General features: G+C 67.3%; 19 protein-coding genes and 3 tRNA genes. 14 read left to right on the top strand and 8 right to left on the bottom strand.

Annotation, left to right across the window (positions count from 1 at the left end):
* The first annotated feature begins 173 nt into the window (after positions 1-173).
* From map to dapE, 6 genes are read left to right on the top strand one after another with little or no spacing between them, the layout of a single operon-like run.
* A complete protein-coding gene (gene map, locus QP552_RS06680) occupies positions 174-959 on the top strand; it encodes a type I methionyl aminopeptidase (protein ID WP_005412748.1) in 786 nt (261 codons plus the stop codon).
* 2 nt (positions 960-961) lie between these two features.
* Entirely contained in the window at positions 962-3,589 is a 2,628-nt protein-coding gene (locus QP552_RS06685; RefSeq protein ID WP_286075379.1) for a [protein-PII] uridylyltransferase, read from the top strand.
* Positions 3,589-4,650: a 2,3,4,5-tetrahydropyridine-2,6-dicarboxylate N-succinyltransferase gene (gene dapD, locus QP552_RS06690; RefSeq protein ID WP_286075381.1), complete on the top strand. Its 1,062-nt coding sequence runs from the start codon at positions 3,589-3,591 to the stop codon at positions 4,648-4,650. Before QP552_RS06685 ends, dapD begins: the two co-directional genes overlap by 1 nt.
* 2 nt (positions 4,651-4,652) lie before the next feature.
* A complete protein-coding gene (locus QP552_RS06695) occupies positions 4,653-5,519 on the top strand; it encodes a hypothetical protein (protein ID WP_286075382.1) in 867 nt (288 codons plus the stop codon).
* Positions 5,520-5,550: 31 nt separating this feature from the next.
* A complete protein-coding gene (locus QP552_RS06700; protein WP_180849163.1) occupies positions 5,551-5,922 on the top strand; it encodes an arsenate reductase in 372 nt (123 codons plus the stop codon).
* The gene (dapE, locus tag QP552_RS06705; RefSeq protein WP_106550892.1) at positions 5,919-7,046 is read left to right on the top strand and encodes a succinyl-diaminopimelate desuccinylase; all 1,128 of its coding nucleotides are present in this window, start codon (positions 5,919-5,921) and stop codon (positions 7,044-7,046) included. Before QP552_RS06700 ends, dapE begins: the two co-directional genes overlap by 4 nt.
* A 133-nt stretch (positions 7,047-7,179) precedes the next feature.
* On the opposite strand, the gene QP552_RS06710 is transcribed toward dapE, so the two are convergent.
* Complete coding sequence (locus tag QP552_RS06710; protein WP_286075383.1) at positions 7,180-8,064, bottom strand: tetratricopeptide repeat protein; 885 nt, start codon at positions 8,062-8,064, stop codon at positions 7,180-7,182.
* A 330-nt stretch (positions 8,065-8,394) separates the two neighbouring features.
* Here QP552_RS06710 and asnB point away from each other — a divergent pair, with 330 nt between their 5' ends.
* Both asnB and QP552_RS06720 read left to right on the top strand, forming a co-directional pair.
* Positions 8,395-10,086, top strand: coding sequence for an asparagine synthase B (gene asnB / locus QP552_RS06715; RefSeq protein ID WP_111111610.1), 1,692 nt, complete (start codon positions 8,395-8,397; stop codon positions 10,084-10,086).
* Positions 10,087-10,217: 131 nt separating this feature from the next.
* On the top strand, positions 10,218-11,609 hold the full coding sequence (locus tag QP552_RS06720) for a cation:proton antiporter (protein ID WP_286075384.1): 1,392 nt from the start codon (positions 10,218-10,220) through the stop codon (positions 11,607-11,609).
* A gap of 75 nt (positions 11,610-11,684) precedes the next feature.
* Here the strand turns inward: QP552_RS06720 and QP552_RS06725 are convergent, their stop codons facing one another.
* The gene (locus QP552_RS06725; RefSeq protein ID WP_286075385.1) at positions 11,685-14,012 is read right to left on the bottom strand and encodes a penicillin acylase family protein; all 2,328 of its coding nucleotides are present in this window, start codon (positions 14,010-14,012) and stop codon (positions 11,685-11,687) included.
* 123 nt (positions 14,013-14,135) lie between these two features.
* Here QP552_RS06725 and bfr point away from each other — a divergent pair, with 123 nt between their 5' ends.
* On the top strand, positions 14,136-14,624 hold the full coding sequence (gene bfr / locus QP552_RS06730) for a bacterioferritin (protein WP_010486279.1): 489 nt from the start codon (positions 14,136-14,138) through the stop codon (positions 14,622-14,624).
* Positions 14,625-15,106: 482 nt separating this feature from the next.
* Here the strand turns inward: bfr and parC are convergent, their stop codons facing one another.
* Both parC and QP552_RS06740 read right to left on the bottom strand, forming a co-directional pair.
* Entirely contained in the window at positions 15,107-17,350 is a 2,244-nt protein-coding gene (gene parC, locus QP552_RS06735) for a DNA topoisomerase IV subunit A (RefSeq protein WP_286075386.1), read from the bottom strand.
* A 60-nt stretch (positions 17,351-17,410) separates the two neighbouring features.
* Positions 17,411-18,292: a helix-turn-helix transcriptional regulator gene (locus tag QP552_RS06740; RefSeq protein WP_286075388.1), complete on the bottom strand. Its 882-nt coding sequence runs from the start codon at positions 18,290-18,292 to the stop codon at positions 17,411-17,413.
* A 172-nt stretch (positions 18,293-18,464) separates the two neighbouring features.
* Between QP552_RS06740 and emrR the strand changes: the two genes are divergently transcribed.
* From emrR to emrB, 4 genes are read left to right on the top strand one after another with little or no spacing between them, the layout of a single operon-like run.
* Positions 18,465-18,908 (top strand): multidrug efflux system transcriptional regulator EmrR, encoded by a 444-nt coding sequence (emrR, locus tag QP552_RS06745; RefSeq protein ID WP_049429561.1) that lies wholly within the window; start codon positions 18,465-18,467, stop codon positions 18,906-18,908.
* Positions 18,905-20,398 (top strand): multidrug efflux transporter outer membrane subunit EmrC, encoded by a 1,494-nt coding sequence (gene emrC, locus QP552_RS06750; RefSeq protein WP_111112571.1) that lies wholly within the window; start codon positions 18,905-18,907, stop codon positions 20,396-20,398. The genes emrR and emrC overlap by 4 nt, the downstream gene beginning before the upstream one ends.
* Positions 20,399-20,409: 11 nt before the next feature.
* Positions 20,410-21,591, top strand: a complete 1,182-nt coding sequence (gene emrA, locus QP552_RS06755; protein ID WP_106550639.1) for a multidrug efflux MFS transporter periplasmic adaptor subunit EmrA — start codon at positions 20,410-20,412, stop codon at positions 21,589-21,591.
* Between the two features lie 7 nt (positions 21,592-21,598).
* Positions 21,599-23,185 (top strand): multidrug efflux MFS transporter permease subunit EmrB, encoded by a 1,587-nt coding sequence (emrB, locus tag QP552_RS06760; protein ID WP_286075389.1) that lies wholly within the window; start codon positions 21,599-21,601, stop codon positions 23,183-23,185.
* A gap of 218 nt (positions 23,186-23,403) precedes the next feature.
* On the opposite strand, the gene QP552_RS06765 is transcribed toward emrB, so the two are convergent.
* Positions 23,404-23,488: transfer RNA gene (locus QP552_RS06765), tRNA-Leu, on the bottom strand.
* A 50-nt stretch (positions 23,489-23,538) separates the two neighbouring features.
* Entirely contained in the window at positions 23,539-24,438 is a 900-nt protein-coding gene (locus QP552_RS06770; RefSeq protein ID WP_286075390.1) for a LysR family transcriptional regulator, read from the bottom strand.
* Between the two features lie 99 nt (positions 24,439-24,537).
* Between QP552_RS06770 and QP552_RS06775 the strand changes: the two genes are divergently transcribed.
* The gene (locus tag QP552_RS06775) at positions 24,538-25,284 is read left to right on the top strand and encodes a sulfite exporter TauE/SafE family protein (protein WP_286075391.1); all 747 of its coding nucleotides are present in this window, start codon (positions 24,538-24,540) and stop codon (positions 25,282-25,284) included.
* 56 nt (positions 25,285-25,340) lie between these two features.
* On the opposite strand, the gene QP552_RS06780 is transcribed toward QP552_RS06775, so the two are convergent.
* Together QP552_RS06780 and QP552_RS06785 are read right to left on the bottom strand one after the other, a co-directional pair.
* Positions 25,341-25,425 (bottom strand) — tRNA-Leu (locus tag QP552_RS06780).
* 218 nt (positions 25,426-25,643) lie between these two features.
* Positions 25,644-25,728 (bottom strand) — tRNA-Leu (locus QP552_RS06785).
* Positions 25,729-25,806: the final 78 nt, after the last annotated feature.

Raw genomic sequence — 25,806 nt, forward strand, 5'->3', positions numbered from 1 at the left:
CCGCTTTGACGACGGTCGCGGCCAGCTTGTGCGGGTAAGTGTCTGTAATCCGTGATAAATAGGCGTGCGAAAGGGTGGAGGTCGTCACGCTTTCACTTTCCTTGCCGGAACCGTGCATGCCCCGGATCGCCAGTTGGGTGGCGTTCGTTCAGATTGCAGCCGGATCGGCGATAATGGGCGCCATGAGCGTGAATCTGAAAACCCCGCAGGAAATCGAGATGATGCGCATCGCCGGCCGCCTGGCCAGCGAAGTGCTCGACATCGTCACCCCCCACGTCAAGCCCGGTGTCACCACCGAGGAGCTGGACCGCATCTGCCACGACCACATCGTGAACGTGCAGGGCGCGATTCCGGCCAACGTCGGCTACCGCGGCTTCCCGAAGACCGTGTGCACCTCGGTCAACAACGTCATCTGCCACGGCATTCCCAGCGAAGGGAAGGTGCTCAAGGATGGCGACATCATCAATATCGACGTTACCGTCATCAAGGACGGCTGGCACGGCGACACCAGCCGCATGTACTTCGTCGGCACGCCGTCGGTGATGGCCCGCCGCCTGGTGGAAACCACGTACGAAGCGATGTGGCGCGGCATCCGTGCGGTGCGTCCGGGCGCAACCCTGGGCGACATCGGCCATGCCATCCAGAGCTACGCCGAAGGCGAGCGTTTCAGCGTGGTGCGCGAGTACTGCGGCCACGGCATCGGCAAGGTCTACCACGACGAGCCGCAGGTGGTGCATTACGGCCGCCCGGGCCAGGGCCTGGTGCTGCAGCCGGGCATGACCTTCACCATCGAGCCGATGATCAACGAGGGCACCCGCTACAACAAGGTGCTGCCGGATGGCTGGACCGTGGTGACCAAGGACCGCAAGCTGTCGGCGCAGTGGGAGCACATGATCGCGGTCACCGAGACCGGCGTCGACGTGCTGACGCTGTCGCCGGGCGAGTCGCAGGTCTCCTGAGGATGCTGCCGGCGAGTTCGCTGCTGGACACGCCGGCCGCGTCGCTCAACGACCCGGACTGGGCTGCTGCTGCGCGCCAGGCGCTGCAGCAGGCCGACGCGCGCCTGTACCGCCGCTTCGACCAGGGCGACAACATCGAGCGCCTGCTGGCGCTGCGCGCGCGTGCCGCCGATCATCTGATCCGCCTGGCCTGGCAGCGCTGCCTGCCGGCCGACAGCGGCCTGTCGCTGTTCGCAGTGGGGGGGTATGGGCGCGGTGAACTGTTCCCGCGCTCGGACATCGACCTGCTGGTGTTCGGCGACCCGCCGGCACAGCTGGCACACGAATCCGCACTGGCGCGCCTGTTCGCGCTGCTGTGGGATTGCGGGCTGGCGGTCAGCCATGCGGTGCGCAGTGCCGCGCAGTGCCGCGAGGCTGCTGCCGACCAGACCGTGTTGACCGCACTGATCGAAGCGCGTCCGATCCTGGCCGAGGACACTGCCCGCCGTGCGCTGCGCGAGGCTATCGACGACCGTGAGCTGTGGCCTGCACGTGCCTTCTTCCTGGCCAAGCTGGAAGAGCTGCGCAACCGCCACCAGCGTTTCGGCGACACCGCCGACAACCTGGAACCGGATCTCAAGGATGGCCCCGGCGGCCTGCGCGATCTCAACACGCTGGGCTGGATGGCGCTGCGCGCCTTCGGCGTGCGCGACCTGGAAGCGCTGGTCGGCCTGGGCCACCTGGGTGCCGACGAAGCGGCCGCGCTGAAGCGCGAGCGTGCGGTGCTGGCGCGGTTGCGGTTCGGCCTGCACCTGGTGGCACGCCGCCCGGAAGAGCGCCTGCGCTTCGATTACCAGAAGACCCTGGCCGCGCGCCTGGGCTTCGAAGACGATGCCGAGAATCTCGGTGTCGAAAAGATGATGCAGGGCTTCTACCGCGCCGCGCTGGTGGTACGCCGGATCAGCGACCGCCTGCTGCAGCGCTTCGAGGAACAGTTCGATGGCGAGGCGCAGCCGGAACCGCTGACCGTGGGTTTTTCCCTGCGACGCGGCTACCTGGCGGCCAATGATGCCGATTGGCCGCGTGGCGATATCGGCCAGGTGTTCGCGCTGTTCTCCAGCTGGGCCAACAATCCGCAGGTGCGCGGCCTGCATTCGCTGACCGCGCGCGCGCTGGCCGAATCGCTGCCGCTGCTGCCGGCCTACGACCAGGCCGACTCCGATGCGCGCGAGCAGTTCCTGGCCCTGCTGCGTGGCCAGCGCCCGGTCGATACGCTTTCGCGCATGGCGCGGCTGGGCGTGCTCGGCCAGTGGATTCCGGCATTCGCCCAGGTCAGCGGGCGCATGCAGTTCGACCTGTTCCATGTCTATACGGTGGACCAGCACACGCTGATGGTCCTGCGCAACATCGGCCAGTTCGCCAGCAGCCGTGCCGACGAGCGCTTCTCGATCGCACATGAGGTGTGGCCGCGCCTGCGCAAGCCGGAGCTGTTGCTGCTGGCCGGCCTGTTCCATGACATTGCCAAGGGGCGCGGTGGCGACCACTCCGAACTGGGCGCGGTCGATGCGCGCGCGTTCTGCCAGGCGCATGCCCTGAGCATCTCCGACACCGAACTGGTGGCCTGGCTGGTCGAACAGCATCTGCGCATGTCGGTGACCGCGCAGAAGCAGGACATCGCCGACCCGGTGGTGATCCATCGCTTTGCGACCCTGGTCGGCAGCCGCGACCGCCTCGACTATCTGTACCTGCTGACCTGTGCCGATATCGCCGGCACCAGCCCGAAGCTGTGGAACGCGTGGAAGGACCGCCTGCTGGCCGACCTGTATTTCGCGACCCGGCGCGCGCTGCGTGAAGGCCTTGAGCACCCGGTGCCTGCCGCCGAGCGCGTGGCCGAGGCGCGTGACAGCGTGCGTGCGCTGGTGCGCGAGCAGGGCTACGACGATGCCACCATCGACCGCCAGTTCGCCGTGATGCCCGACGAAGGCTTCATCCGCCTGCGCCCGGAGCAGCTGGCCTGGCAGGCCGCCGCGCTGGTACCGGTGAAACAGGGCCAGGCGCTGGTGAAGGCGCGCCGCATCAGCGTCGACGACCCGGCATTGGAAGTGTTCGTGCATTCGCCGGACCGCGACGGCCTGTTCGCCGCCATCGTGATGACCCTGGACCGCAAGGGCTACGGCATCCATCGCGCGCGCGTGCTGGATGGTCCGGCCGACACCATTTTCGATACCTTCGAAGTGAACCCGGCCGACAGCTTCGCCGATGGCAGCAGCGCCAATCTGGAGGCCGCGCTGCGCGAGGCACTCAGTGGTGACCTGTCGCGACTGCGCCCGTCGCGTCGGGTGGTGCCGCGCCAGCTGCGCCATTTCCGCTTTGCCCCGCGCATCGAGTTCCGCGATGAACCGGGCGCAACCCGTTTTGCCCTGGTCGCACCCGACCGCCCCGGCCTGCTGGCCGACGTGGCGTTCGTGCTGCGCAACCAGGGCCTGCGCGTGCATGATGCGCGCATTGCCACGTTCGGCGAACGCGCCGAAGACACCTTCGTGATCAGTGACGAACACGACCTCCCCCTGACTGAACCTGCCCGGCAGCAGCTGCATGACGCGATGCTGGCCTGCCTGGACCCTGATCGAAACGCCGGAGACCCCGCCTGATGGCCACCAAGCCTGTTAAGAAGACTGCTGCCACCGCCAAGAGCGCAGCGGCCAAAAAAACTGCCGCCGTGCCGGCCGCGAAGAAGGCTGCCGCGCCGAAGAAAGCCGCAGCGGTGAAGGCGCCGGCGAAGAAGGTGGCGGCACCGAAGAAGGCCCCGGCCAAGAGTGCAGAAGCCGCACGCGCCGAAACCATCGCCCGCAAGTCGCTGCGCAAGCCGGCCACGCCGGGCGTGGAAGAACTGAAGTTCGGCATCGAAAGTGCCTTCGAACGCCGCGCCACGCTGACCCTGCACGAACTGGAAGGCTCGACCAGGCCGCTGGTCAACCGTGTGATCGATGGCCTGGAAAGCGGCGAATTCCGCGTTGCCGAACCGGACGGCCATGGTGGCTGGAAGGTCAACGAGTGGTTGAAGAAGGCGGTGCTGCTGTACTTCCGCGTCAATGACATGGCCGTGGTCGATGCGCGCCCGGCGCCGTTCTGGGACAAGGTCGAATCGCGTTTTGCCGGCTATGACGAAGCGAAGTTCCGTCGTGGTGGCGTGCGCGTGGTGCCGGGCGCCATTGCCCGCCGCGGTACGTACTTCGGCAAGGACGTGGTGCTGATGCCGAGCTTCACCAACATCGGCGCCTATGTCGGTGAAGGCACCATGGTCGATACCTGGGCCACCGTGGGCTCCTGCGCCCAGATCGGCCAGCACTGCCACCTGTCCGGCGGTGCCGGTATCGGCGGCGTGCTGGAACCGCTGCAGGCCAGCCCGACCATCATTGAAGACCACTGCTTCATCGGTGCGCGTTCGGAAGTGGTGGAAGGCGTGGTGGTCGGCCACCACAGCGTGATCGGCATGGGCGTGTTCCTCAGCCAGAGCACCCGCATCTACAACCGCGCCACCGGCGAGATCAGCTACGGCTACATCCCGCCGTACAGCGTGGTGGTGTCCGGTTCGCTGCCGAGCAAGGACGGCACCCACTCGCTGTACTGCGCGGTGATCGTCAAGCAGGTCGATGCCAGGACCCGCAGCAAGACCAGCGTCAACGACCTGCTGCGCGGCCTGGCCGACTGAAGGTGACTGCGCCGGAAGACCTGGCGCAGTCCGCGATCTACCGGCATCCGTCCGACACCGCGTTCGGACGGATGCTGCCGCGCCTGCTGCATGCATCCCGCTGGAGCCGGCTGCGTCGCGCGCTGTCACGGCGTTGGCCGATGCCGGCGCTGGCCAGCGATGTGCGCGACGTGGTCTACGCGAGCTGGTGGGTCGACGTGCGCCATGCACCGTTGCCGCCACCGGGCCATCACTACGTGGTGCATGCCGGGCGCACGCCGTACACCATCCTCAGCTACCGTCACGGGCACTTCGGGCCCGCACTGGCCGGGCCGCTGCGCGCGCTGATGCCGTCGCCGCGGCAGAGCAACTGGCGCTGGTACCTGCGCAGCGATGACGATCCGGAAGGCACGCCGGTGGTGCTGTTTGACCGCAACGTGATGGACCAGCTGGCCTTCGTCGCCGGGGCGCGCGCGTTCAGTGATGCCATGCAGCCCCATCTTTCCACCCGCTTCGAACATGTGCTGGATGCCGCGGGTCGTGGCCGCACGCTGATTGAAGGCGGGCAGGGCAGTGCACCCGCGTTGGGACTGCAGTGGCAGGCCGCCGATGGCTGGCGGCACGACGCATGGTCGGCGGCGTTCGGTGGCCATCAGGCCCTGCTGCGCTTCCTGACCTGCCAGGACGAAGCCATCGCCCGCACCTGCGATCGGTACTGGGCCAGCACCCGTATCGCGCTGCCGGTGGACATCGGCAGCCTGCAGCCGCTGCACCTGGAAGGCGAGCTGCACTGCCCGCGCCTGCAGGCGATGGGCGTAGCGCTTGAATCGGGCCTGGCCTTCCGCTTGCCGAGAGTGCCGTTCCGGGTCGTGTCCGAGCGCCTGTTGTGAGATTCTGGACCCCTGTTTTCCAGCATCACAGATGGCCATGAGCACCACTGTCTACGGTTTGAAGAACTGCGATACCTGCAAGAAGGCGACCAAGTGGCTGGACCGCTTCGGCGTGCCGTACACCTTCGTCGATTACCGCGAGAACAAACCCAGCCCGGAAATGCTGTTGGAATGGGCCGCGCAGCTGGGGGGGCTGGCCGCGATGGTCAACAAGTCCTCCACCACCTGGCGGCAGCTGCCGGACAACCGCAAGGCCGCCGATTCCGAGGCCGAGTGGAAGCTGCTGCTGCGCGAGTACCCGCAGCTGATCAAGCGCCCGCTGGTGGTCACCGCCGATGGCAAGGCCAGCCAGGGTTTCAGTGACAACGGCTTCAAGGCCCGCTTCGGCCTGGGCGACGCATGAGTGCCGTCCTCGACCTGGCCTGCGAGCTGATCGCACGGCCTTCGGTGACGCCGGACGATGCGGGTTGCCAGGCGCTGCTGGCGGCGCGGCTGAAGCAGGCTGGATTCCACTGTGACCACCTGCGCCTGGGCGACGTCGACAATCTGTGGGCGACCCATGGCCAGGGCGCTCCGGTGCTGGTCCTGCTGGGCCACACTGACGTGGTGCCAACCGGCCCGCGCGAAGCCTGGACCAGCGACCCGTTCACCCCACAGATCCGCGATGGCGTGCTGTACGGGCGCGGTGCCGCCGACATGAAAGGCAGCGTGGCTGCGTTCGTGGTCGCCGCCGAGCAGTTCGTCGCCGCGCATCCCGATCATCCCGGCACGCTGGCGGTACTGCTGACCAGCGACGAGGAGGGCGATGCCATCGATGGCGTGCGCCACGTTGCACGCCTGTTCGCCGCACGCGGGCAGCGCATCGACTGGTGCATCACCGGTGAGCCGTCATCGACCGCGACGCTGGGCGACCTGCTGCGCGTGGGCCGCCGCGGCAGCCTGTCCGCCAAGCTGCGCGTGCAGGGCGTGCAGGGGCATGTGGCGTACCCGGAGAAAGCGCGCAATCCGATCCACCAGGCGGCGCCGGCACTGGCCGAACTGAGTGCGCGGCGCTGGGACGACGGCTACGAGAGCTTCCCGCCGACCAGCCTGCAGATTTCCAACATCCACGCCGGCACCGGTGCCAACAACGTGATTCCCGGCGAGCTCGAAGTGGATTTCAACCTCCGCTACAACCCGCATTGGGACGCGCCGAAGCTGGAAGCAGAGATCGCCGCACTGCTGGACCGGCATGGCCTGCAGTACACGCTGAAGTGGCACCGCAGCGGCGAGCCGTTCTACACCCCGGAAGGCACGCTGCGCGCCGCGGCACGGGCGGTGCTGGCCGAGCACATCGGCCGCGCGCCGGAAGAAAGTACCGGCGGCGGTACCTCCGATGCGCGCTTCATCGCGCCCTTGGGTGCGCAGTGCATCGAAGTAGGACCGGTCAACGCCAGCATCCACCAGGTGGACGAGAACGTGCGCGTGGACGAACTGGAAGCACTGCCCGGGCTGTACCAGCGGCTGGTGGAACGGCTGCTGGTGTAAGGACGGTGGGGTGGGAATGGTGGGTGCCGACCGTTGGTCGGCACGCCCCCCGCCCGGGGCTGCATCCCTGTAGAGCCGAGCCATGCTCGGCTGATGTCTACCGGCAGAAGCAGCCGAGCACGGCCCGGCTCTACTATTCCGAAAAAAGGAAGAACGGCGGCTCGACCGCTTTTTTCCAGTAGCCGGGCGCCGCCATGTAGAAGCGCTGCGCTTCGGCCTTCGCGAACCAGCGTGCCGCCGCCTCGGTGTCCTTCTCCACGCCCGGCGCACTCCGGCCCAGCAGCAGCCCGGCAAAGTACTGGCCGAACACATTGCCCTGTTCCCCGGCACGCTGGTACAGCTGCAACGCACGCGCCGGATCGCTCGGCACGCCCACGCCGCGTTCCAGCAGCGCGCCCAGATCCACCTGCGCCTCGGCATCGCCACGCGCCGCGCGACGCTGCAGGTGGGCGACCAGCGGGTGCACGGTGCCGGCCTGCGCGGCCACTGCATCCGGCAGTCGCGAGGAACGGCTTGGATAGCGGTGATAGATCATCGCGCGCAGGTCCCAGCGCAGTGCCTGCTGTGCGTCGCCCTGCTGGCGATAGGCTGCAGCCAAGTCGTGGAACGCGTAGGGATTGCCGTGGTTGGCCGCAGCCAGGTAGGCGCGCTCGCCGCGTCGCCACGAAGCGCGCAGCACCGGTGCAGGATCGATGCGGGGGCTGTCGGCATGCCGCAGCGTGCCGGAGGTCCAGATCCGGCCCAGTGCTTCTTCCGCCTTGGTGTTGTGGAAGGTCCAGGGCGTGACCGCAGCGGCACGCTCGTAGTAGGTGACCGCGCGCGGGTCGTTGAAGCGCTCGAAGGTCTCCGCGGTATCCCAGGCGCCGTCAAAGCTGCCGTCGCTGCCGCGTTGTTCCAGGGCCTGCTGCTGTGCTGGTGGCAGCCTGGAGGGCGGGGGCAGGGTATGGCAGGCAGCCAGGCCCAGGCAGAGCAGGGCGGCCAGTACGGCGGTGCATCCAGTGCGGTGTTGCATTTCCATTACACATTGCGGGGCGCGCCATTATGCGCTTCACGTGTGGTTGCCAACGCAACTGTTGCGCCGCGCCGGAAACCGGGGTACGGTCGATCCCATGTCGATCCGCCTGGCCACCGCCGTCAATAACAACAACCGCAATAATCTGCGCGCGAATAATCGTGCGCGGCCGATGCGGGACTGCGCCCTGGGTAGATAGACAGCAACACACGCCCGGACACCAGAAAACCCGCATCGGCCGATGCGGGTTTTTTTGTGCCCGGGCGCAGCCTTCCCGGGCCTGGATGGCCGGTCGAACACCTTCCCCTCGTGAAATCCCCCAACAGGAGCTCCGCCATGTGTTCGATCTTCGGAATCTTCGGCCTGCAGGCCGGTGACGATCTTCCCGCCCTGCGCCGGCACGCGCTGGAACTGTCGCAGCGCCAGCGCCACCGCGGCCCGGACTGGAGCGGCGTGTACCTGGACGAAGGCGCATTGCTGGTCCACGAGCGGCTGGCCATCGTCGATCCTGCCGGCGGCTCGCAACCGCTGCTGTCTGCCGACGGCCAGCTGGCGCTGGCGGTGAACGGCGAAATCTACAACCACCAGCAACTGAAGGCCGCGCTGACCACCGCCTACGACTTCCAGACCGGCTCGGACTGCGAAGTGATCAACGCGCTGTACCGCCAGGGCGGATCGCCAGCGCAGTGGCTGGAACAGCTCAACGGCATCTTCGCCTTCGCGCTGTGGGACCGTGACAGCGGCCGCGTGCTGGTGGCACGCGACCCGATCGGCGTGGTGCCGCTGTACTGGGGCCACGATGCGCAGGGGCGCCTGCGCGTGGCTTCGGAGATGAAGGCGCTGGTCGATTCCTGCGCCGATGTCGCGCAGTTCCCGCCGGGCCACTATTTCGACAGCGCCAGCGGCGAGCTGGTGCGCTACTACCAGCAGCCGTGGCGTGAGTATGCGGATGTGCAGGGCCGCCAGGCCGACCTCGCCGAACTGCGGCAGGCCTTCGAGCACGCCGTGGAGCGCCAGCTGATGAGCGACGTGCCCTACGGCGTACTGCTGTCAGGTGGCCTGGATTCATCGCTGGTGGCCGCCGTGGCCGCACGCTACGCGCGCCGTCGCATCGAGGACGGCGGGCAGACCGAAGCCTGGTGGCCGCGCCTGCACTCGTTCGCGATCGGGCTGAAGGGATCGCCCGATCTGGCCGCTGCCGCGGTTGCTGCCGAAGCGCTGGGTACTGTGCACCACGGGTTCGAATACACCTTCGAAGAAGGCCTGGACGTGCTGCCGGAAGTGATCCGCCACATCGAAACCTACGACGTCACCACCATCCGCGCGTCGACGCCGATGTTCCTGCTGGCGCGGCGGATCAAGGCGATGGGCGTGAAGATGGTGCTGTCCGGCGAAGGCAGCGACGAGATCTTCGGTGGTTACCTGTACTTCCACAAGGCGCCGGATGCCCGCGAATTCCACGACGAACTGGTGCGCAAGCTCGACGCCCTGCACAACTACGATTGCCTGCGTGCCAACAAATCGATGATGGCCTGGGGCGTGGAGCCGCGCGTGCCGTTCCTGGATCGTGAATTCCTCGACGTGGCGATGCGCTTCGATGCCGCACACAAGATGGTCGGTGCCGGGTTCGGCGGCCGTCGCATCGAGAAGGCGGTGCTGCGCGAGGCGTTCGATGGTTACCTGCCGGACAGCATCCTGTGGCGGCAGAAGGAGCAGTTCAGCGATGGCGTCGGCTACGGCTGGATCGACGGGCTGAAGGCGCATGCCGAAGCGCAGGTGAGCGATCGTGTGCTGGCGGCCGCCGACAAGCGCTTCCCGCACAACCCGCCGCAGACCAAGGAGGCGTACTACTACCGCCACCTGTTCGAGCAGTTCTTCCCGAGCCGCGCGGCGGCCGAGACCGTGCCGGGCGGCAAATCGATTGCCTGTTCGTCGCCGGCGGCGATCGCCTGGGATGCCAGCTTCGCGGCGGCGGCCGACCCTTCCGGACGCGCGATCGCCGGCGTGCACGAACAAGCCCTGGCGTAATGCTTCCGCCAGGCATGGCCCGGCGTTACCGAGCGATGGTAGCGCCGGGCCACGCCCGGCGAGCACAAGGAGGACTTAATCCCCTCCGTCCCCTTTTTGCGACGTATCATCGGCGCCCTGCACATTGGGGAATGTTCATGGACGTACCGCGCGGCAGCCAACGGCCGCCGATGAAGTGGGGATGGCGCTATCTGGCGTGGGCCGCGCTGCCCTTGCTGGCCGGTGTACTGCTGGCACGCTTCGCTGGCCCTGCTGAACCCGCTGCGGTTGCCCGCGCTACGGCTGTGGCCGAGGGTGGCTGGGCGCAGCATCTGGCCTCGCCGCTGGGCCTGTTCCTGCTGCAGTTGCTGGTGCTGTTGCTGGTGGCCAAGGGGGCGGGCGCACTGCTGAAGCGGCTGGGCCAGCCGGCGGTGATCGGCGAGATGGCGGCCGGCCTGATGATGGGCCCACTGGTGCTGGGCAGCGTGCTGCCGCAGCTGCATGGGGCGCTGTTCCCGGCCAGTTCGCTGGGGCCGCTGGGCATGCTCAGCCAGCTGGGCGTGCTGATGTTCCTGCTGGTGGCCGGTGCCGAGCTGGATCTGGCTGCGCTGCGCGGGCGACGACGTTTTGCGTTCACGGTCAGCCATGCCGGCATCGCGCTGCCGTTCGTGCTCGGCATCGCGCTGGCGATCTGGCTGTACCCGCAGCACGGCCCCGAAGGGGTGGGCTTCACCGCGTTCGCGCTGTTCGTCGGCATCTCGATGAGCATCACCGCGTTCCCGGTGCTGCTGCGCATCCTCGCCGACCGTGGCATCACCCAGACATCGCTGGGCCAGACCGCCATCGCCTGCGCCGCCTTGGGCGACGCCACCGCGTGGTGCCTGCTGGCGCTTATCGTTGCCGCGGCCCAGGCCAGTGGCTGGCTGCCGGCCAGCCTCAACCTGCTGTGCGTGGTTGCGTTCGTGGCGTTGATGCTGGGGCTGGTGAAGCCTTGGTTCGCCCGCCAGCAGATCGCGCCGGGCCGCGAGGGGCGCTGGCTGCTCGGCATCCTGCTGCTGTCGCTGGCCAGTGCGCTGGTCACCGAGATGCTCGGCATCCATGCGCTGTTCGGTGCCTTTGCTGCGGGCGTGGCGGTGTCGTCCAACGTGCAGCTGCGCGAGCTGCTGATGGCCCGCGTCGAACCGTTCGCAGTGACGCTGCTGCTGCCGCTGTTCTTCGCCATGACCGGTCTGCGCATGCGCGCCGACGCATTGCAGGCCAGCGATATCGTGCTGTGCGCGGTGGTGATCGTGGTGGCAACGGCCGGCAAGCTGCTGGGCACCTTCAGTGCTGCGCGCAGTGCCGGCATGCCCACGCGTGAGGCATGGCGGTTGGGCGCGCTGATGAATACCCGCGGCCTGATGGAGCTGATCGTGCTCAACCTGGGCTACGAGCTGGGCCTGCTAGGCGACCGCCTGTTTGCGGTGCTGGTGATCATGGCGCTGGTGACCACGGCGATGACCGGGCCGCTGTTGAACCTGATCGAGCGGCGCTACCGTCGGTGATGGGGTCAGATCCCTTTTCCCTTGGAAAAGGGATCTGACCCCGGGTCTTCCGAGGTTGCCGGCCAGCGGCCGGCACTACCGCGCTGGCACCAGCGTCATGGTGTGCTGCGCCTTGCCGGGCAGGAACGGGGTCGGGCGGCCATGTACCCAGTCTTCGTGGCCGGCGCCCCAGTACGGAGACAGGGGATGCCCGCTCTGGCCGCCGGGCATGTGCACGATGCCGTCGGCCTCGTGGCCGGGCGATACCACCATGCGCTCGGAAGCACCGAAGTTCGGCGTCTGCACCCGCGGCATATCGCGGTCGCCGGGCAGGCGGTCGGCCGGCATGCACAGCCAGCGCTTGGCGAACTCCGGCAGCGCGCGTGCGATCGGATGGCAGATCGCCGCGGTATTACGTTCCCCCCACGTGCGCTTGGCCAGTGGGCCTTGCCTGGAGAGCTCGGCTTCCGTGCGACGTGCTGCATCGATCAGCAGTGCATCCCAGCTGCCGAACGCTGGCGGCAGCAGGTTGGCCGGGCGCTGCTGCAGCATCGGCCAGGCCACGCCTTCCAGCTGCGCCAGGCGCGGATCGAGGTAGTCCTCACCCAGCTGCGCATTGGCCGGTGCCAGCAGCGCATCGGACAGCGTCTCCATCACCTGCGTGCGGAACTCGCGCACCACCCGGTAACTGACCGAGTCGGCTGAAGCGCGCCCGCCCCACTGATGGCTGACCGCCTTCAATCGCTTCAGCGCGGGATCGTCACTGCGTTCGATGACGTCGTGCAGCAGTGCCCACCAGCGCTGCAGGAACACCGCGCGGTCATCGAGCTGGATCGCCAGCAGGTCATGCTCGTCGAAGCGCTCCTGGATCGCGAGCAGGTCACGGATCTGCCGCGCGCGCGCGCCAAGGTCATAGCCACCGTTGCCGACGGTAGCCAGCGCCTCGCCGTCGAGGATGCGACCGTTGGCGGTCCACAGGCGGTGGTTGGGTGGGTCGATCAGTGCCGGCGAGGCATCGCTGCGGATCGGCCAGGGTGCGCAGTCCTGGTTGTTGGCGGCCGTGAAGCCCGCAGGCGCACAGCCGGAACCGCGGTCCGGGCGGGCGCCGATCAGGCGCCAGGCGATGCGTCCGCTGCGGTCGCCGACCACCAGGTTCTGCGCGGGAATCCCGGCGCGGTCGGCGAACTGCAGGGCACCGTCCAGATCACCGGCACGGGCCAGGTCACCGAAGTCCAGGCGCACCGCGCCGGGCAGGTGGGCGACCCAGCGCAGCGCATCGCCACTGCCATCGGCATGGGTATGCAGGATCGGGCCCCAGGCGGTTTCGCGCACCGGGAACAGCACGTCGGCCTGGCCAGCCACGGCGATGCGTTCTTCATGCACGGTCACTGCGGCGTTGGCCGGTTCAGTGCGGTAATCGGCGGTATCGATGTAACTGTTGGTGAAGCCCCAGGCCACGTGCCCGTTGCTGCCGACGATCACCGCCGGCAGGCCGGGCAGCGAGAAGCCGGTGACATCGACCTGGCCGCCCGCAGCCTGCGGGTCCGGGTAGCGCAGGCGCACACGGAACCACAGGCCGGGCGCGCGCAGGCCCAGGTGCATGTCGTCGGCGACGATCGCGCGGCCGTCAGCGGTGAGTGCACCGGCCACCGCGAAGTTGTTGCTGCCGATGACGTCGGCCTCTTCCTGCTCAGTGCCCGGTTTTCCCTTCAATGTGCGCAGATCGAGCTGGCTGGCATCGGGCAGGGCGGCATTGCCGGTCGGTTCGCCGAACAGCGGTGCATCCCATTCGGTGCCGTCGTGGGCGATCAGCGCGTACAGCGCGGGCGGCACCACTGCGCGGATGCGGCTCAGTGCAAGCTCGGTCTGGTTGCCCGGGTCCTGCAGGTCGGCGTACATGGCCAGCCCGGCCAGCACACTGTCGCTGGCCTGCCACGGTTGTGGCGATTGCCGCAGCAGCAGGTAGGCCCACGGGCGCACGGAGAGATCGGCCAGGCCCTCATTGACTCCACCGACGTAGGCGCTCACGGCTTCGATGTTGTCGCCCAGCGCAGCCTGCATGTTCGCCTCGGTGCGCGCGCGCAGCCGATGCACGCGCATGCGCTTGTCGGCGTCGATGGCCTTCGGCCCGAACAGCGCCGACAGCTCGCCGGCGGCGCTGCGGCGCATCAGGTCCATTTCGAAATAACGTTCCTGCGCATGCACGCGACCCAATGCGCGCATGGCGTCGGCCTGGCTGGCGGCGGTGATGGTGACCACGCCCAGCGCATCGCGCTCGATGGTGACCGGCTTGGCCAGCCCCGGCAGCGCATGCTCGCCGTCCAGGTCGGCCAGGCTGCCACGCAACAGCAGCCACAGGACCAGGGCGGTGACCAGGACGATGGCGATCAACACGCCCAGTACCCAACGCCATGTACGTCGCATCGCACGTCCTTTCCGAACTCGTGGGCCGATTGTAGCCGCAGGCGCAACTGCGACTGATTCCGATTAGATCACCGTATTTTGAAATGCGGCACCCTATGCCACATCGATTCACAGGAGCCCCCCATGAAAGGCAACCCGGACGTCATCGCCTGCCTGAAGGAACTGCTGCGCGGCGAGCTCGCTGCCCGCGACCAGTACTTCATCCATTCCCGCCGCTACGAGGACCAGGGCCTGTTCGCGCTGTACGAACGCCTGAACCACGAGATGGAAGAGGAAACCCAGCACGCCGATGCGCTGCTGCGCCGGATCCTGTTCCTGGGCGGCGACCCGGACATGCGCCCGCATGCCACCGAGCCCGGCAAGACCGTGGAAGAGATGCTGCAGAAGGATCTCGATACTGAATACGCCGTTCGGAACAATCTGGCCGCCGGCATGAAGCTGTGCGAAGAGAACGGCGACTACGTGAGCCGCGACATCCTGCTGGCGCAGCTGAAGGACACCGAGGAAGACCACGCCTGGTGGCTGGAGCAGCAGCTGGGCCTGATCAAGCGCATCGGCCTGGAGCTGTATCAGCTGAGCAAGATCGACGGCAACGGCGCCCCGGCGCACTGAGCCGGCAGCGGCTCTCTGTAGAGCCGACCCGGTAGAGCCGACCCGGTAGAGCCGACTGTTAGTCGGCTGCTTTTCGGTAAAGCAGCCGACTAACAGTCGGCTCTACCAGGAGCAAAAGAGCAGCCGACTAACAGTCGGCTCTACCAGGAGCAAAAAAGCAGCCGACTAACAGTCGGCTCTACCAGGAGCAGAAGAGCAGCCGACTAACAGTCGGCTCTACCAGGAGCAGAAGAGCAGCCGACTAACAGTCGGCTCTACCAGGAGCAAAAGAGCAGCCGACTGACAGTCGGCTCTACCAGCAGCACAGCGTTCTGTCGCCCGCCAGCACCGGAGCACCGCCAGCCAGCCTTCGCCCGCCAGCTGCTCCACCGCCCGCCAGCCGACAACGAAAAAGCCGGGGATTGCCCCGGCTTTTTCGTGTCTGATCCCCGGCAAGGCGTGTCAACCAAGGTTGACACCCACCAGGGGCAGGGCCCCAGCCCTTATTCCACCGACAACCCTTCGACCTTCTGCCAGCCGCGCGGCAGCAGGTGGCCGCGGGTGGCGCGTGCGCCGAGGTAGGCGTCGAGCTCGTTGAACTTCAGCCCCATCGTGCGCTGGCCACTGCGTATCTGCAGGGTCTGACCCGGGCTGATCGCCACGATGGCAACCACGCGCTCGGTGGCGAGCTTGGCCTTCGGGATCTCGATGATCTTGTTGCCCTTGCCCTTGTCCAGTTCCGGCAGGTCGTTGGCGGCGATCGCCAGCAGGTTGCCCGAGCTGGTCACCGCCACGATGCGGTCGGTGGCCACGTTGGCGAGCACCGACGGAGTGAGCACCGACGAGCCGGACGACAGGTTCAGCATCGCCTTGCCGGCCTTGTTGCGACCGATCAGGTTCTCGAAGCGGGTGACGAAGCCATAGCCATGACTGGAGGCCAGCACGAAGCGGGCATCCGGCTCGGCACTGGCCAGGGTCACGAAGCTGGTGCCCGGTGCCGGCGAGAAGCGGCCGGTCAGCGGTTCACCGTTGCCGCGCGCCGAAGGCAGGGTGTGCACCGGCGTCGAGTAGGCGCGGCCCTCGCTGTCGAGGAACGCGACCTGCTGGGTGCTGCGCGCGCGCACCGCGCCCTGCAGGGCATCACCGTCGCGGTAGGAGAGGGCGGACGCATCGACGTCGTGGCCCTTGGCGGCGCGGATCCAACCCTTCTCCGACAGCACCACGGTCATCGGCTCGCTCGGCACCAGCTCGGTCTCGTCGATGGCCTGCGCCGCCTGGCGCTGCACCAGCGGCGAGCGGCGTGCGTCGCCGAACTTCTTGGCATCGGCGGTCAGTTCGTCGCGGATCAGCTTCTTCAGCTTGGCCTTGCTGTCGAGGATGCCGAGGATCTTCTCGCGCTCCTTGGCCAGCTCGTCCTGCTCGCCGCGGATCTTCATCTCTTCCAGGCGGGCCAGCTGCTTCAGCTTGGTTTCCAGAATGTATTCGGCCTGTTCCTCGGACAGGCCGAAGCGCGCGATCAGCGCCGCCTTCGGTTCGTCCTCGGTACGGATGATGTGGATCACCTCGTCCAGGTTGAGGAAGGCGACCAGCAGGCCTTCCAGCAGGTGCAGGCGGCGCTCGACCTTCTGCAGCCGGTGCTGCAGGCGGCGGGTGACGGTGTTGCTGCGGAAGGTCAGCCATTCGCTGAGCAGCATCTTCAGGTTCTTCACCTGCGGACGGCCGTCCAGCCCGATCACGTTGAGGTTGACGCGGTAGCTGCGCTCCATGTCCGTGGTGGCGAACAGGTGGCCCATCAGCTGCTCGGCGTCGACGCGGTTGGAGCGCGGCACCAGCACCACGCGCACCGGGTTGGCGTGGTCGGACTCATCGCGGATGTCTTCCAGCCACGGCAGCTTCTTGGCGCGCATCTGCGCGGCAATCTGCTCGATCACCTTCGACGGCGACACCTGGAACGGCAGCGCCGTCACCACGATGTTGTTGGCCTCCTTGGTGAAGGTCGCACGTGCACGCACGCTGCCGTTGCCGGTCTCGTACATGTTCCGCAGGTCGTTGGCCGCGGTGATGATCTCGGCGCTGGACGGGTAGTCCGGGCCCTGCACGTGCTCGCACAGGTCGCGCACGGTGGCCTCGGGGTTGTCCAGCAGGTGCAGCAGCGCGCTGACGATCTCGTTGAGATTGTGCGGCGGCACGTCGGTGGCCATGCCCACGGCGATGCCGGTGGTGCCGTTCAGCAGCAGGTGCGGCAGCCGCGCCGGCATCCAGGTCGGTTCCTGCAGGGTGCCGTCGAAGTTCGGTGCCCAGTCGGTGGTGCCCTGGCCCAGTTCGCCCAGCAGCACTTCGGCGATCGGGGTCAGCTTGGATTCGGTGTAACGCATCGCGGCGAACGACTTCGGGTCGTCGCTGGAGCCGAAGTTGCCCTGGCCTTCGATCAGCGGATACCGGTACGAGAACGGCTGTGCCATCAGCACCAGCGCCTCGTAGCACGCGCTGTCACCGTGCGGATGGTATTTACCGATGACGTCACCGACGGTGCGCGCGGACTTCTTCGGCTTGGACGCGGCATTCAGGCCCAGCTCGCTCATCGAATAGATGATGCGGCGCTGCACCGGCTTCAGGCCGTCGCCGATGAACGGCAGGGCGCGGTCCAGGACCACGTACATCGAGTAGTCGAGGTAGGCGCGTTCGGCGTACTCGCGCAGCGGCAGTTGTTCGAATCCGTGGAACACGGGGCGGGCAAGTTCGGTCATGCGGCGTTGTTACCTGTTGTCGGGAGGCGGCGACGGCGGTCGCCGCTCGCAATCCTGTGATTATCCGGATGCGGCGGGGGATGCCAAGCCGCGCGCAGGGTCCAGCCCGGTTTCCAGGCCATGCCCGGCCCGCGCAAGGTAGCGCCCCGGCGGCAGCCCGAAGTGGCGGCGGAACACGGTGACGAAGGCGCTGGCGCTGCTGAAGCCCAGTGCATGGGCGATGTCGGCGACGCTGCGGCCGTCGGTCAGCTGGCGCAGGGCTTCGGACAGCCGGGCCTGCTGCCGCCACTGGGCGAAGCTCAGCGTGGTCTCGTCGCGGAAGTGGCGGGTCAGGCTGCGCGGCGACAGGCCGGCCCAGTGCGCCCACTCGGCCAGGCTGCGCTCGTCGGACGGGTCGGCCAGCAGCTGCGAGGCGATCTTCAGCAGGCGCCGGTCATGCGGCATCGGCAGGTGCATGCGCTGGCGCGGCGCGGTACGGATCTCGTCCAGCAGCACGTCGATGATGTGCTGGCGCTCGGGCGTGGTGTCGTAGCCCAGCGGCCATTCGCAGATGCGGTCGGCCAGCGCCTGCGCCAGCTTGGACAGGCCCAGCACGCAGGGATCGGCGGGCAGGGTGGCACAGGCCGGTGCGGCCAGCGCCATGCCCCAGCCACGCAGCGGACCGTCCAGGGTCACCGTATGCGGCTCCAGCGGCGACATCCAGCCGGCCGAGCCCGGCGCCAGCGACCACGTCCCGTGCGAGGTGCGGGTGGTCAGCAGGCCGCGTTCGACGCAGATCAGCTGGGCGCGCTGGTGGTGGTGCCAGTCCACTTCCCGGACCAGGCCGAGGGGGCTGTCGAAGCGGAAGGCGACCACCGGCGGGCCGTCGTTGCGCTCGAACCAGTCCAGTGCGTCGTCGCGCAGCAGGCGTTTCGGAGGGGGGATTTCTGCCTTGTTCATCATATCCGCTGGCTGAAATGTGTCATCCATTGGCTTAATTGTACTACCGGGCCAGCTGAGCGGACCATTAAGGTGTGCGCCGTTACTGATCCAGCCCACTGCTGCAACACAGCATTCGATGCCAGATCGAATATTTCCATTGAGAAATATTTTTTTTGGAAGAGAATGCTCCCCCATGATCTGTCCTGCAACCACTCCCCCCAGCTTTGGCCTGCTGCTGCGCCAGGTGCGCGACGGCCTGGTCCGGCAACTCGACGCGTCCATGGCTGAAGAAGACCTGGGTATCGGCTTCACCCACTACATCGGGTTGAAGGTGCTCTCGCACATGGCCCCGTGCACGGCCAACGAACTGGCCCAGGCCATCGACCAGGTACCCAGCGCGGTCACCCGCCTGCTGGACAAGCTCGAGGCACTGGGCTGCGTCCGCCGCGAACCGCATGCACAGGACCGGCGTGCGCTGCAGATCGTGCTGACCGATGAAGGCCGCGCGCTGTGGGCGCGGCTGAAGCTGCGCGGCGACGCGGTGATGGATTACGCGCTGCGTGATCTTTCCACCGACGAGCGCACGCTGCTGCTGTCCCTCCTTACCCGAATCCGCGATTCCCTGACGACCCCATGAACCCGATCCCGCATTCCACTCTCCGCCGGTCCGGGCGCGCGCTGCTGGTGTCAGCGCTGGCCCTGGCCCTGGCCGCCTGCGCCAGCAGCCGTGGCCTCAACCCCCAGGGCCACGTGCTCGATGTGGACAGCCTGCACAGCGAACGCACCCTGGCCGACACCGACCTGAGCGCCACCGGCTTCCCGGCGCAGGACTGGTGGAAGGCACTGGGCGACGCGCAGCTGGACGCGCTGGTTGCCGAAGGCCTTGCCGGTCATCCGAGCCTGGATGCCGCCGACGCGCGCCTGCGCCAGGCCCAGGCCCAGGTTGGCACTGCGCGTGCCGATGAGCTGCCCAGCCTGTCGGTGTCCGGTGGCTACACCGGCCTGCGCCTGCCCGAGTCGATGGTCGGCAGCGAGATGGGCGGCCGCTACGGCGGCAGCAGCCAGGTCGCCTTCGACTTCAGCTATGGCGTGGACCTGTGGGGCGGCAAGCGTGCCGCCTGGGAAGCCGCCGTGGATGGCGCGCATGCGGCCACCGTCGAGGCCCAGGCTGCACGCCTGAACCTGTCCACTGGCATCACCCAGGCCTATGCCGACCTGGCCTACGCGTGGCAGCTCAACGACGTGGCCGAGGAAGAGCTGGCCCGTTCGCAGAAGTCGCTGCAGCTGACCCGCCAGCGCCGCAGCGCCGGTATCGACAGCGATCTGCAGGTGCGCCAGGCCGAAGCCCGCGTGCCGGCCGCGCAGCAGCAGGTGCAGGCTGCGCAGCAGCGCATCGATGCCGCCCGCACCGCACTGGCGGCACTGGTCGGCAAGGGCCCGGACCGTGGCCTGTCGATCCAGCGCCCGCAGCCGTTGAATCCGATGGCGCTGCAGCTGCCGGGCGTGCTGCCCAGCGAACTGCTGGGCCGTCGCCCCGACATCGTCGCCGCACGCTGGCGCGTGGAAGCGGCCGACAAGCAGATCAAGGTCGCCAGGACCAAGTTCTACCCGAGCTTCAACCTGACCGCGCTGGCCGGCGTGGTCGCACCGAACGTGGGCGACCTGCTGAAGAGCAGCTCCACCTTCGCCTACATCGGCCCGGCGCTGAGCCTGCCGATCTTCGAGGGCGGCAAGCTGCGCGCCAACCTGGCCAACACCGATGCGCAGTACGACCTGGCGGTGGCCAACTACAACCAGGCCGTACTCGACGCATTGCGCGACGTTGCCGATCAGGTCAACGCAGTGCGTTCGCTGGCGCAGCAGGCGCACTCGCAGCAGCAGGCGGTGGACACCGCGCGTTCGGCCTTCGATCTGGCCCAGCAGCGCTACCGCGCCGGCATCGGCAGCTACCTGGACGTGCTGACCGCGCAGTCCACGCTGTTGCAGTCGCAGCAGCAGCTGGCCGGGCTGCAGTCGCAGCAGGTGCAGTCCTCGGTGCGCCTGAGCAAGGCGCTTGGCGGTGGTTTCCAGCCCGCTGACGCCGACCTCGCACCGATCGCCTCCCATTCCAATTCCTCGCATTCCTGAAGACGCCCGCCATGAGCCAGACCCAAGACACCGCGGCCCCGGCCGCCCCCAACCGCCGCGGCAACCTGCTGCGCGGCCTGTTCGTCATCGTCGTGCTGCTGCTTGCCGCACTGGCGCTGTGGTACTTCATGTTCGGCCGCTGGTTCGAAGAGACCGACGACGCCTACGTGCAGGGCAACCAGGTGCAGATCACCCCGCTGGTGGCCGGTACCGTGGTCGCCATCAACGCCGATGACGGCATGCGCGTGGAGCGCGGCCAGCTGCTGGTGCAGCTGGACCCGTCCGACACCTCGGTGGCACTGCAGCAGGCCGAAGCCAACCTGGCCAAGACCGTGCGCCAGACCCGTGGCCTGTACCGCAGCGTGGAAGGCGCACAGGCGGACTTGAACGCGCGCCAGGTGACCCTGAAGCGCGTGCGTGATGACTTCGCCCGCCGCAAGGACCTGGCCGCCACCGGTGCCATCTCCAACGAAGAACTGGCCCACGCCCGTGACGAGCTGGCTGCTGCCGAAGCGGCCGTGGCCGGTTCGCGCGAGACCGTCGAGCGCAACCGCGCACTGGTCGACGACACCGTGATCGCCACCCAGCCGGACGTGCAGGCGGCAGCCGCGCAGCTGCGCCAGGCCTTCCTCAACAACGCCCGCGCCGGCATCGTTGCGCCGGTCACCGGCTACGTCGCCCGTCGTTCGGTGCAGGTCGGCCAGCGCGTGCAGCCGGGCAACGCGCTGATGGCGGTAGTGCCGACCGAGCAGATGTGGGTCGAGGCCAACTTCAAGGAAACCCAGCTGCGCCACATGCGCCTGGGCCAGGAAGTGGAGCTGAAGTCGGACCTGTATGCCGGTGACGTGAAGTACAAGGGCCGCATCCAGAGCCTGGGCCTGGGCACCGGTTCGGCGTTCTCGCTGCTGCCGGCGCAGAACGCCAGCGGCAACTGGATCAAGATCGTGCAGCGCGTGCCGGTGCGCATCGCCATCGATGCCAAGCAGCTGGCTGAACACCCGCTGCGCATCGGCCTGTCGATGAAGGCTGAAGTGAGCCTGCGCGACCAGAAGGGTGAAGTGCTGCCGAGCACCCCGGCCAAGGGCACGGTGTTCGACACCGACGTGTATGCCAAGCAGCTGCATGATGCCGACGAGGTGATCCACACGATCATCCAGGGCAACCTGCCGCAGCAGCAGGCAAAGGTGGGCTGAGGTCGCCATGTCCGCACAAGCTCCAGCCGCGCCCGGCGCTCCGGGCGCACCGGCGGCGCCGGGTGCGGCCTCCGGGTTCCTGCCGCCCAGCGTCGCCCTGTGCACCGTTGGCCTGGCGATGGCGTCGTTCATGCAGGTGCTCGACACCACCATCGCCAACGTTTCGCTGCCGACCATCGCCGGTAATCTCGGCGCCAGTTCGCAGCAGGCGACCTGGGTCATCACCTCGTTCGCGGTCAGCACGGCCATCGCGTTGCCGCTGACCGGCTGGCTCAGCCGCCGCTTCGGCGAACGCAAGCTGTTCGTCTGGGCCACGCTGGCCTTCGTCATCACCTCGCTGCTGTGCGGCCTGGCGCAGAGCATGGGCATGCTGGTGCTGTCACGCGCGCTGCAGGGCTTCGTGGCCGGCCCGATGTACCCGATCACGCAGTCGCTGCTGGTGTCGATCTATCCACGCGAGAAACGCGGGCAGGCGCTGGCGCTGCTGGCGATGATCACGGTGGTGGCGCCGATCTGCGGCCCGATCCTCGGTGGCTGGATCACCGACAACTACAGCTGGGAATGGATCTTCCTGATCAACGTGCCGCTGGGCATCTTCGCTGCGTTGGTGGTGGGCAACCAGTTGAAGGGGCGCCCGGAGCACATCGAGAAGCCGAAGATGGACTACGTCGGCCTGGTCACCCTGGTGATCGGTGTCGGTGCGCTGCAGCTGGTGCTTGACCTGGGCAACGACGAGGACTGGTTCTCGTCGATGAAGATCGTGGTGCTGGCCTGCGTGGCGGTGGTGGCCCTGACCGTGTTCCTGATCTGGGAACTGACCGACAAGGATCCGATCGTCGACCTGAAGCTGTTCCGGCACCGCAACTTCCGCGCCGGTACGTTGGCGATGGTGGTGGCCTATGCGGCGTTCTTCAGCGTGGCCCTGCTGATTCCGCAGTGGCTGCAGCGTGACATGGGCTACACCGCGATCTGGGCAGGCCTGGCGACCGCGCCGATCGGCGTGCTGCCGGTGATCATGACGCCGTTCGTGGGCAAGTATGCATCGCGCTTCGACATGCGCATGCTGGCGACCATCGCCTTCGTGTTCCTGTCGATGACCAGCTTCCTGCGTTCGGGTTTCAATCTGCAGGTCGATTTCCAGCACGTGGCCGGCGTACAGCTGATCATGGGTATTGGTGTCGCACTGTTCTTCATGCCGGTGCTGCAGATCCTGCTGTCGGACCTGGATGGGCGCGAGATCGCGGCGGGCTCCGGCCTGGCCACCTTCCTGCGTACGCTGGGTGGCAGCTTCGCGGCGTCGCTGACGACGTGGCTGTGGGCACGGCGCACCCAGGTGCACCATGCCGACCTGACCGAGCACATCTCGGCCTATCAGCCGGGCATGCAGGACCAGGTGACGGCGTTGGGGCAGGGCGACCTGCAGCATGGCGCAGCGGTACTGAACAACATGATCAACCACCAGGCATCGCAGATGGGCTTCAACGACATCTTCTTCCTGCTGGGCTGGATCTTCCTGGCGATCATTACGTTCCTGTGGCTGGCCAAGCCACCGTTCGGTGCGGGTGCCGGTGCGGCGTCTGCCGGCGGGCATTGATCAATCCGCCGCGCGGTAGCGCCGGGCCATGCCCGCCGGCGTTCCCGCCAAATGCATCCACGCATGGCGTGGATCTACTGGAATGCAGAAACCCCGCCGGAAGGCGGGGTTTTTGTTTGGTAGATCCACGCCATGCGTGGATGGATCCTGGGGTTGTGCAATTCCCAACCCCCGGAAACGAAAAAACCCGCTTTCGCGGGTTTGATCATCTTGAGTCGTGGTGCCCAGGAGAGGACTCGAACCTCCACGGTTTTACCCGCTAGTACCTGAAACTAGTGCGTCTACCAATTCCGCCACCTGGGCGACTCAGGAGATGAATTGTGCGGTACGGCAGAGAGTGTGTCAACAACATTTCACACTTTTTTCTGAGGCTGCACGCCCAGGTGATGCAGCAGGCTGCGCATCGCCGGTGACAGCTGCGCCCACTCGGCGAAGCAGGCGCACAGGCGGCGTTGTGCCCACGCATCGGCGAGCGGTACGGCGACGGTGTGCGTACCACGCCGATGCTGGCGAGCAATGGTACGCGGCACGATACCGACACCAATGCCGTGGCCGACCATGATGCAAACGCCCTCGAAGGTCTTCATGCGGATGCGCACGTCCAGCCGGCGACCGATGTCGCGTGCCTGGTCTTCGATGTAGGTCTGCAGTGCATTGCCATCGGCCAGGGCAACGAAGGTCTCGCCGGCAACATCGGCGAAGGCCACGCTGCGCCGCGATGCGAAGCGGTGGTCTGCGGGCAGCAGCATCACCAGCGGGTCTTCCGCGACCACATGCTGCTGCAGGCCGGCGGCGTCGACCGCATCACTGATGATGCCGGCCTCGGCCTGGCCGGCGCGGATCGCGCGCACGACTTCGGGGCTGGTGCGCTCCAGCAGTTCCACGTGCAGGCGCGGGCGTTCGGCCAGCCACGGCGCGAGCCGCGAGGGCAGGTAGTTGGTCAGTGCTGCGGTGTTGGCATAAAGATGCAGGGTGCCGCGCGCGCCGTGCGCGAACGCCTGCAGTTCACCGCGCAGCTGCGCCTGCTGCTGCAGGATCAAGCGTGCATGGTGGGCGAGGGCGGCGCCGGCTTCGGTCAGGCTGACGCCGCGCGGATGCCGGTTGAGCAACGCGGTGCCGGCGTCGGCTTCGATCGTGCGCAGGCGTTCGCTGGCCGAGGCCAGGGCCAGGTTCGCCTGGGCCGCGCCGGCAGTGATGCTGCCGGCTTCGGCAATGGCCAGGAACAGTCGCAGGTCGGCGATATCCATCCGCATGTGATGCCCTCATCGCAACGCCTGCGCCTTCGGATCAGCCGAAGGCGAGGCCGGGAAGACCGCATTGTGCGCCGAGCGGCCGACCGATCCAATGAAGGCATGAATGAATCGATGTACTTCTACGTGCTGCTGGTGGTGGTGTTCGTTCTGGCCGGCGTGGTCAAGGGCGTGACCGGCATGGGGTTGCCAACCGTGGCGATGGGGCTGCTCGGCAGTACGCTGTCGCCGGTGGCGGCGGCGTCGATGCTGTTCATTCCCACCTTCGTCACCAATGCATGGCAGCTGTTGTCCGGGCCGTCGCTGGGCCACACCGTGCGGCGGCTGTGGCCGATGATGCTGGCGGTGGTGGTGGTGACGCTGGGTTCGGCAGCGCTGCTGGTGCGGGTCGATCGCACCTGGTCGCGCGTTGCACTGGGCCTGGCGCTGGTGGTCTATGCCGTCTATGCCCTGCTTGCACCGGTGTTCCGCGTGCCGCAGCGGCGCGAGCGTTGGCTGGGGCCGCTGGTGGGGGCATTGTCGGGCGTGGTGACCGGCGCCACCGGCGTGTTCGTAATGCCGGCGGTGCCATACCTGCAGTCGCTGGGGTTGCAGCGCGAGGAGCTGGTACAGGCGCTGGGGCTGGCGTTCACCGTGTCGACGATCTCGCTGACCACCGGCCTGGTGCTGCACGGCGCGTTCGGCATCCAGCAGTTGGGCCTGAGCGCACTGGCGGTGTTGCCGTCGCTGCTGGGCATGTGGCTGGGGCAGGTGATCCGGCAGCGGATCAGTGCGCGCGTGTTCCGCGCCTGCTTCCTCGGGTTCCTGTTGCTGCTTGGGCTGGAGCTGGTGTTGCGGCCGCTGTTCTGATGCCGGATTCCGGGCATGAAAAAACCCGCTTTCGCGGGTTTTTCTCATTCTCGACGTGGTGCCCAGGAGAGGACTCGAACCTCCACGGTTTTACCCGCTAGTACCTGAAACTAGTGCGTCTACCAATTCCGCCACCTGGGCGTCGAGGAGCGAGATTATGGGGTGCTGTGACGGGGATGTCAACACTTTTTGCTGCTATGGGGGCAGAGCCCTTTCCTCGCGGAAAGGGATCCGACCCCAGCGCCGATCGAAGCCGGGGTCGGATCCTGCTTCGCTCGCGAAACGGGCTCTGACCCCAGGGGCCACAACGCCGAACTGCGGGCAAAAAAAATCCCCGCCGAAGCGAGGAGTTTTTTCGTTGGTGCCCAGGAGAGGACTCGAACCTCCACGGTTTTACCCGCTAGTACCTGAAACTAGTGCGTCTACCAATTCCGCCACCTGGGCGTTCCAGAGGCGCAATTGTGAAGATGAATCCGGGGACTGTCAACGACTTCATGAAATTATTTGATCCAACGCCTCCAG

The sequence above is a fragment of the Stenotrophomonas sp. 59 genome (assembly GCF_030291095.1).
Lineage (GTDB): Bacteria > Pseudomonadota > Gammaproteobacteria > Xanthomonadales > Xanthomonadaceae > Stenotrophomonas > Stenotrophomonas maltophilia_Q.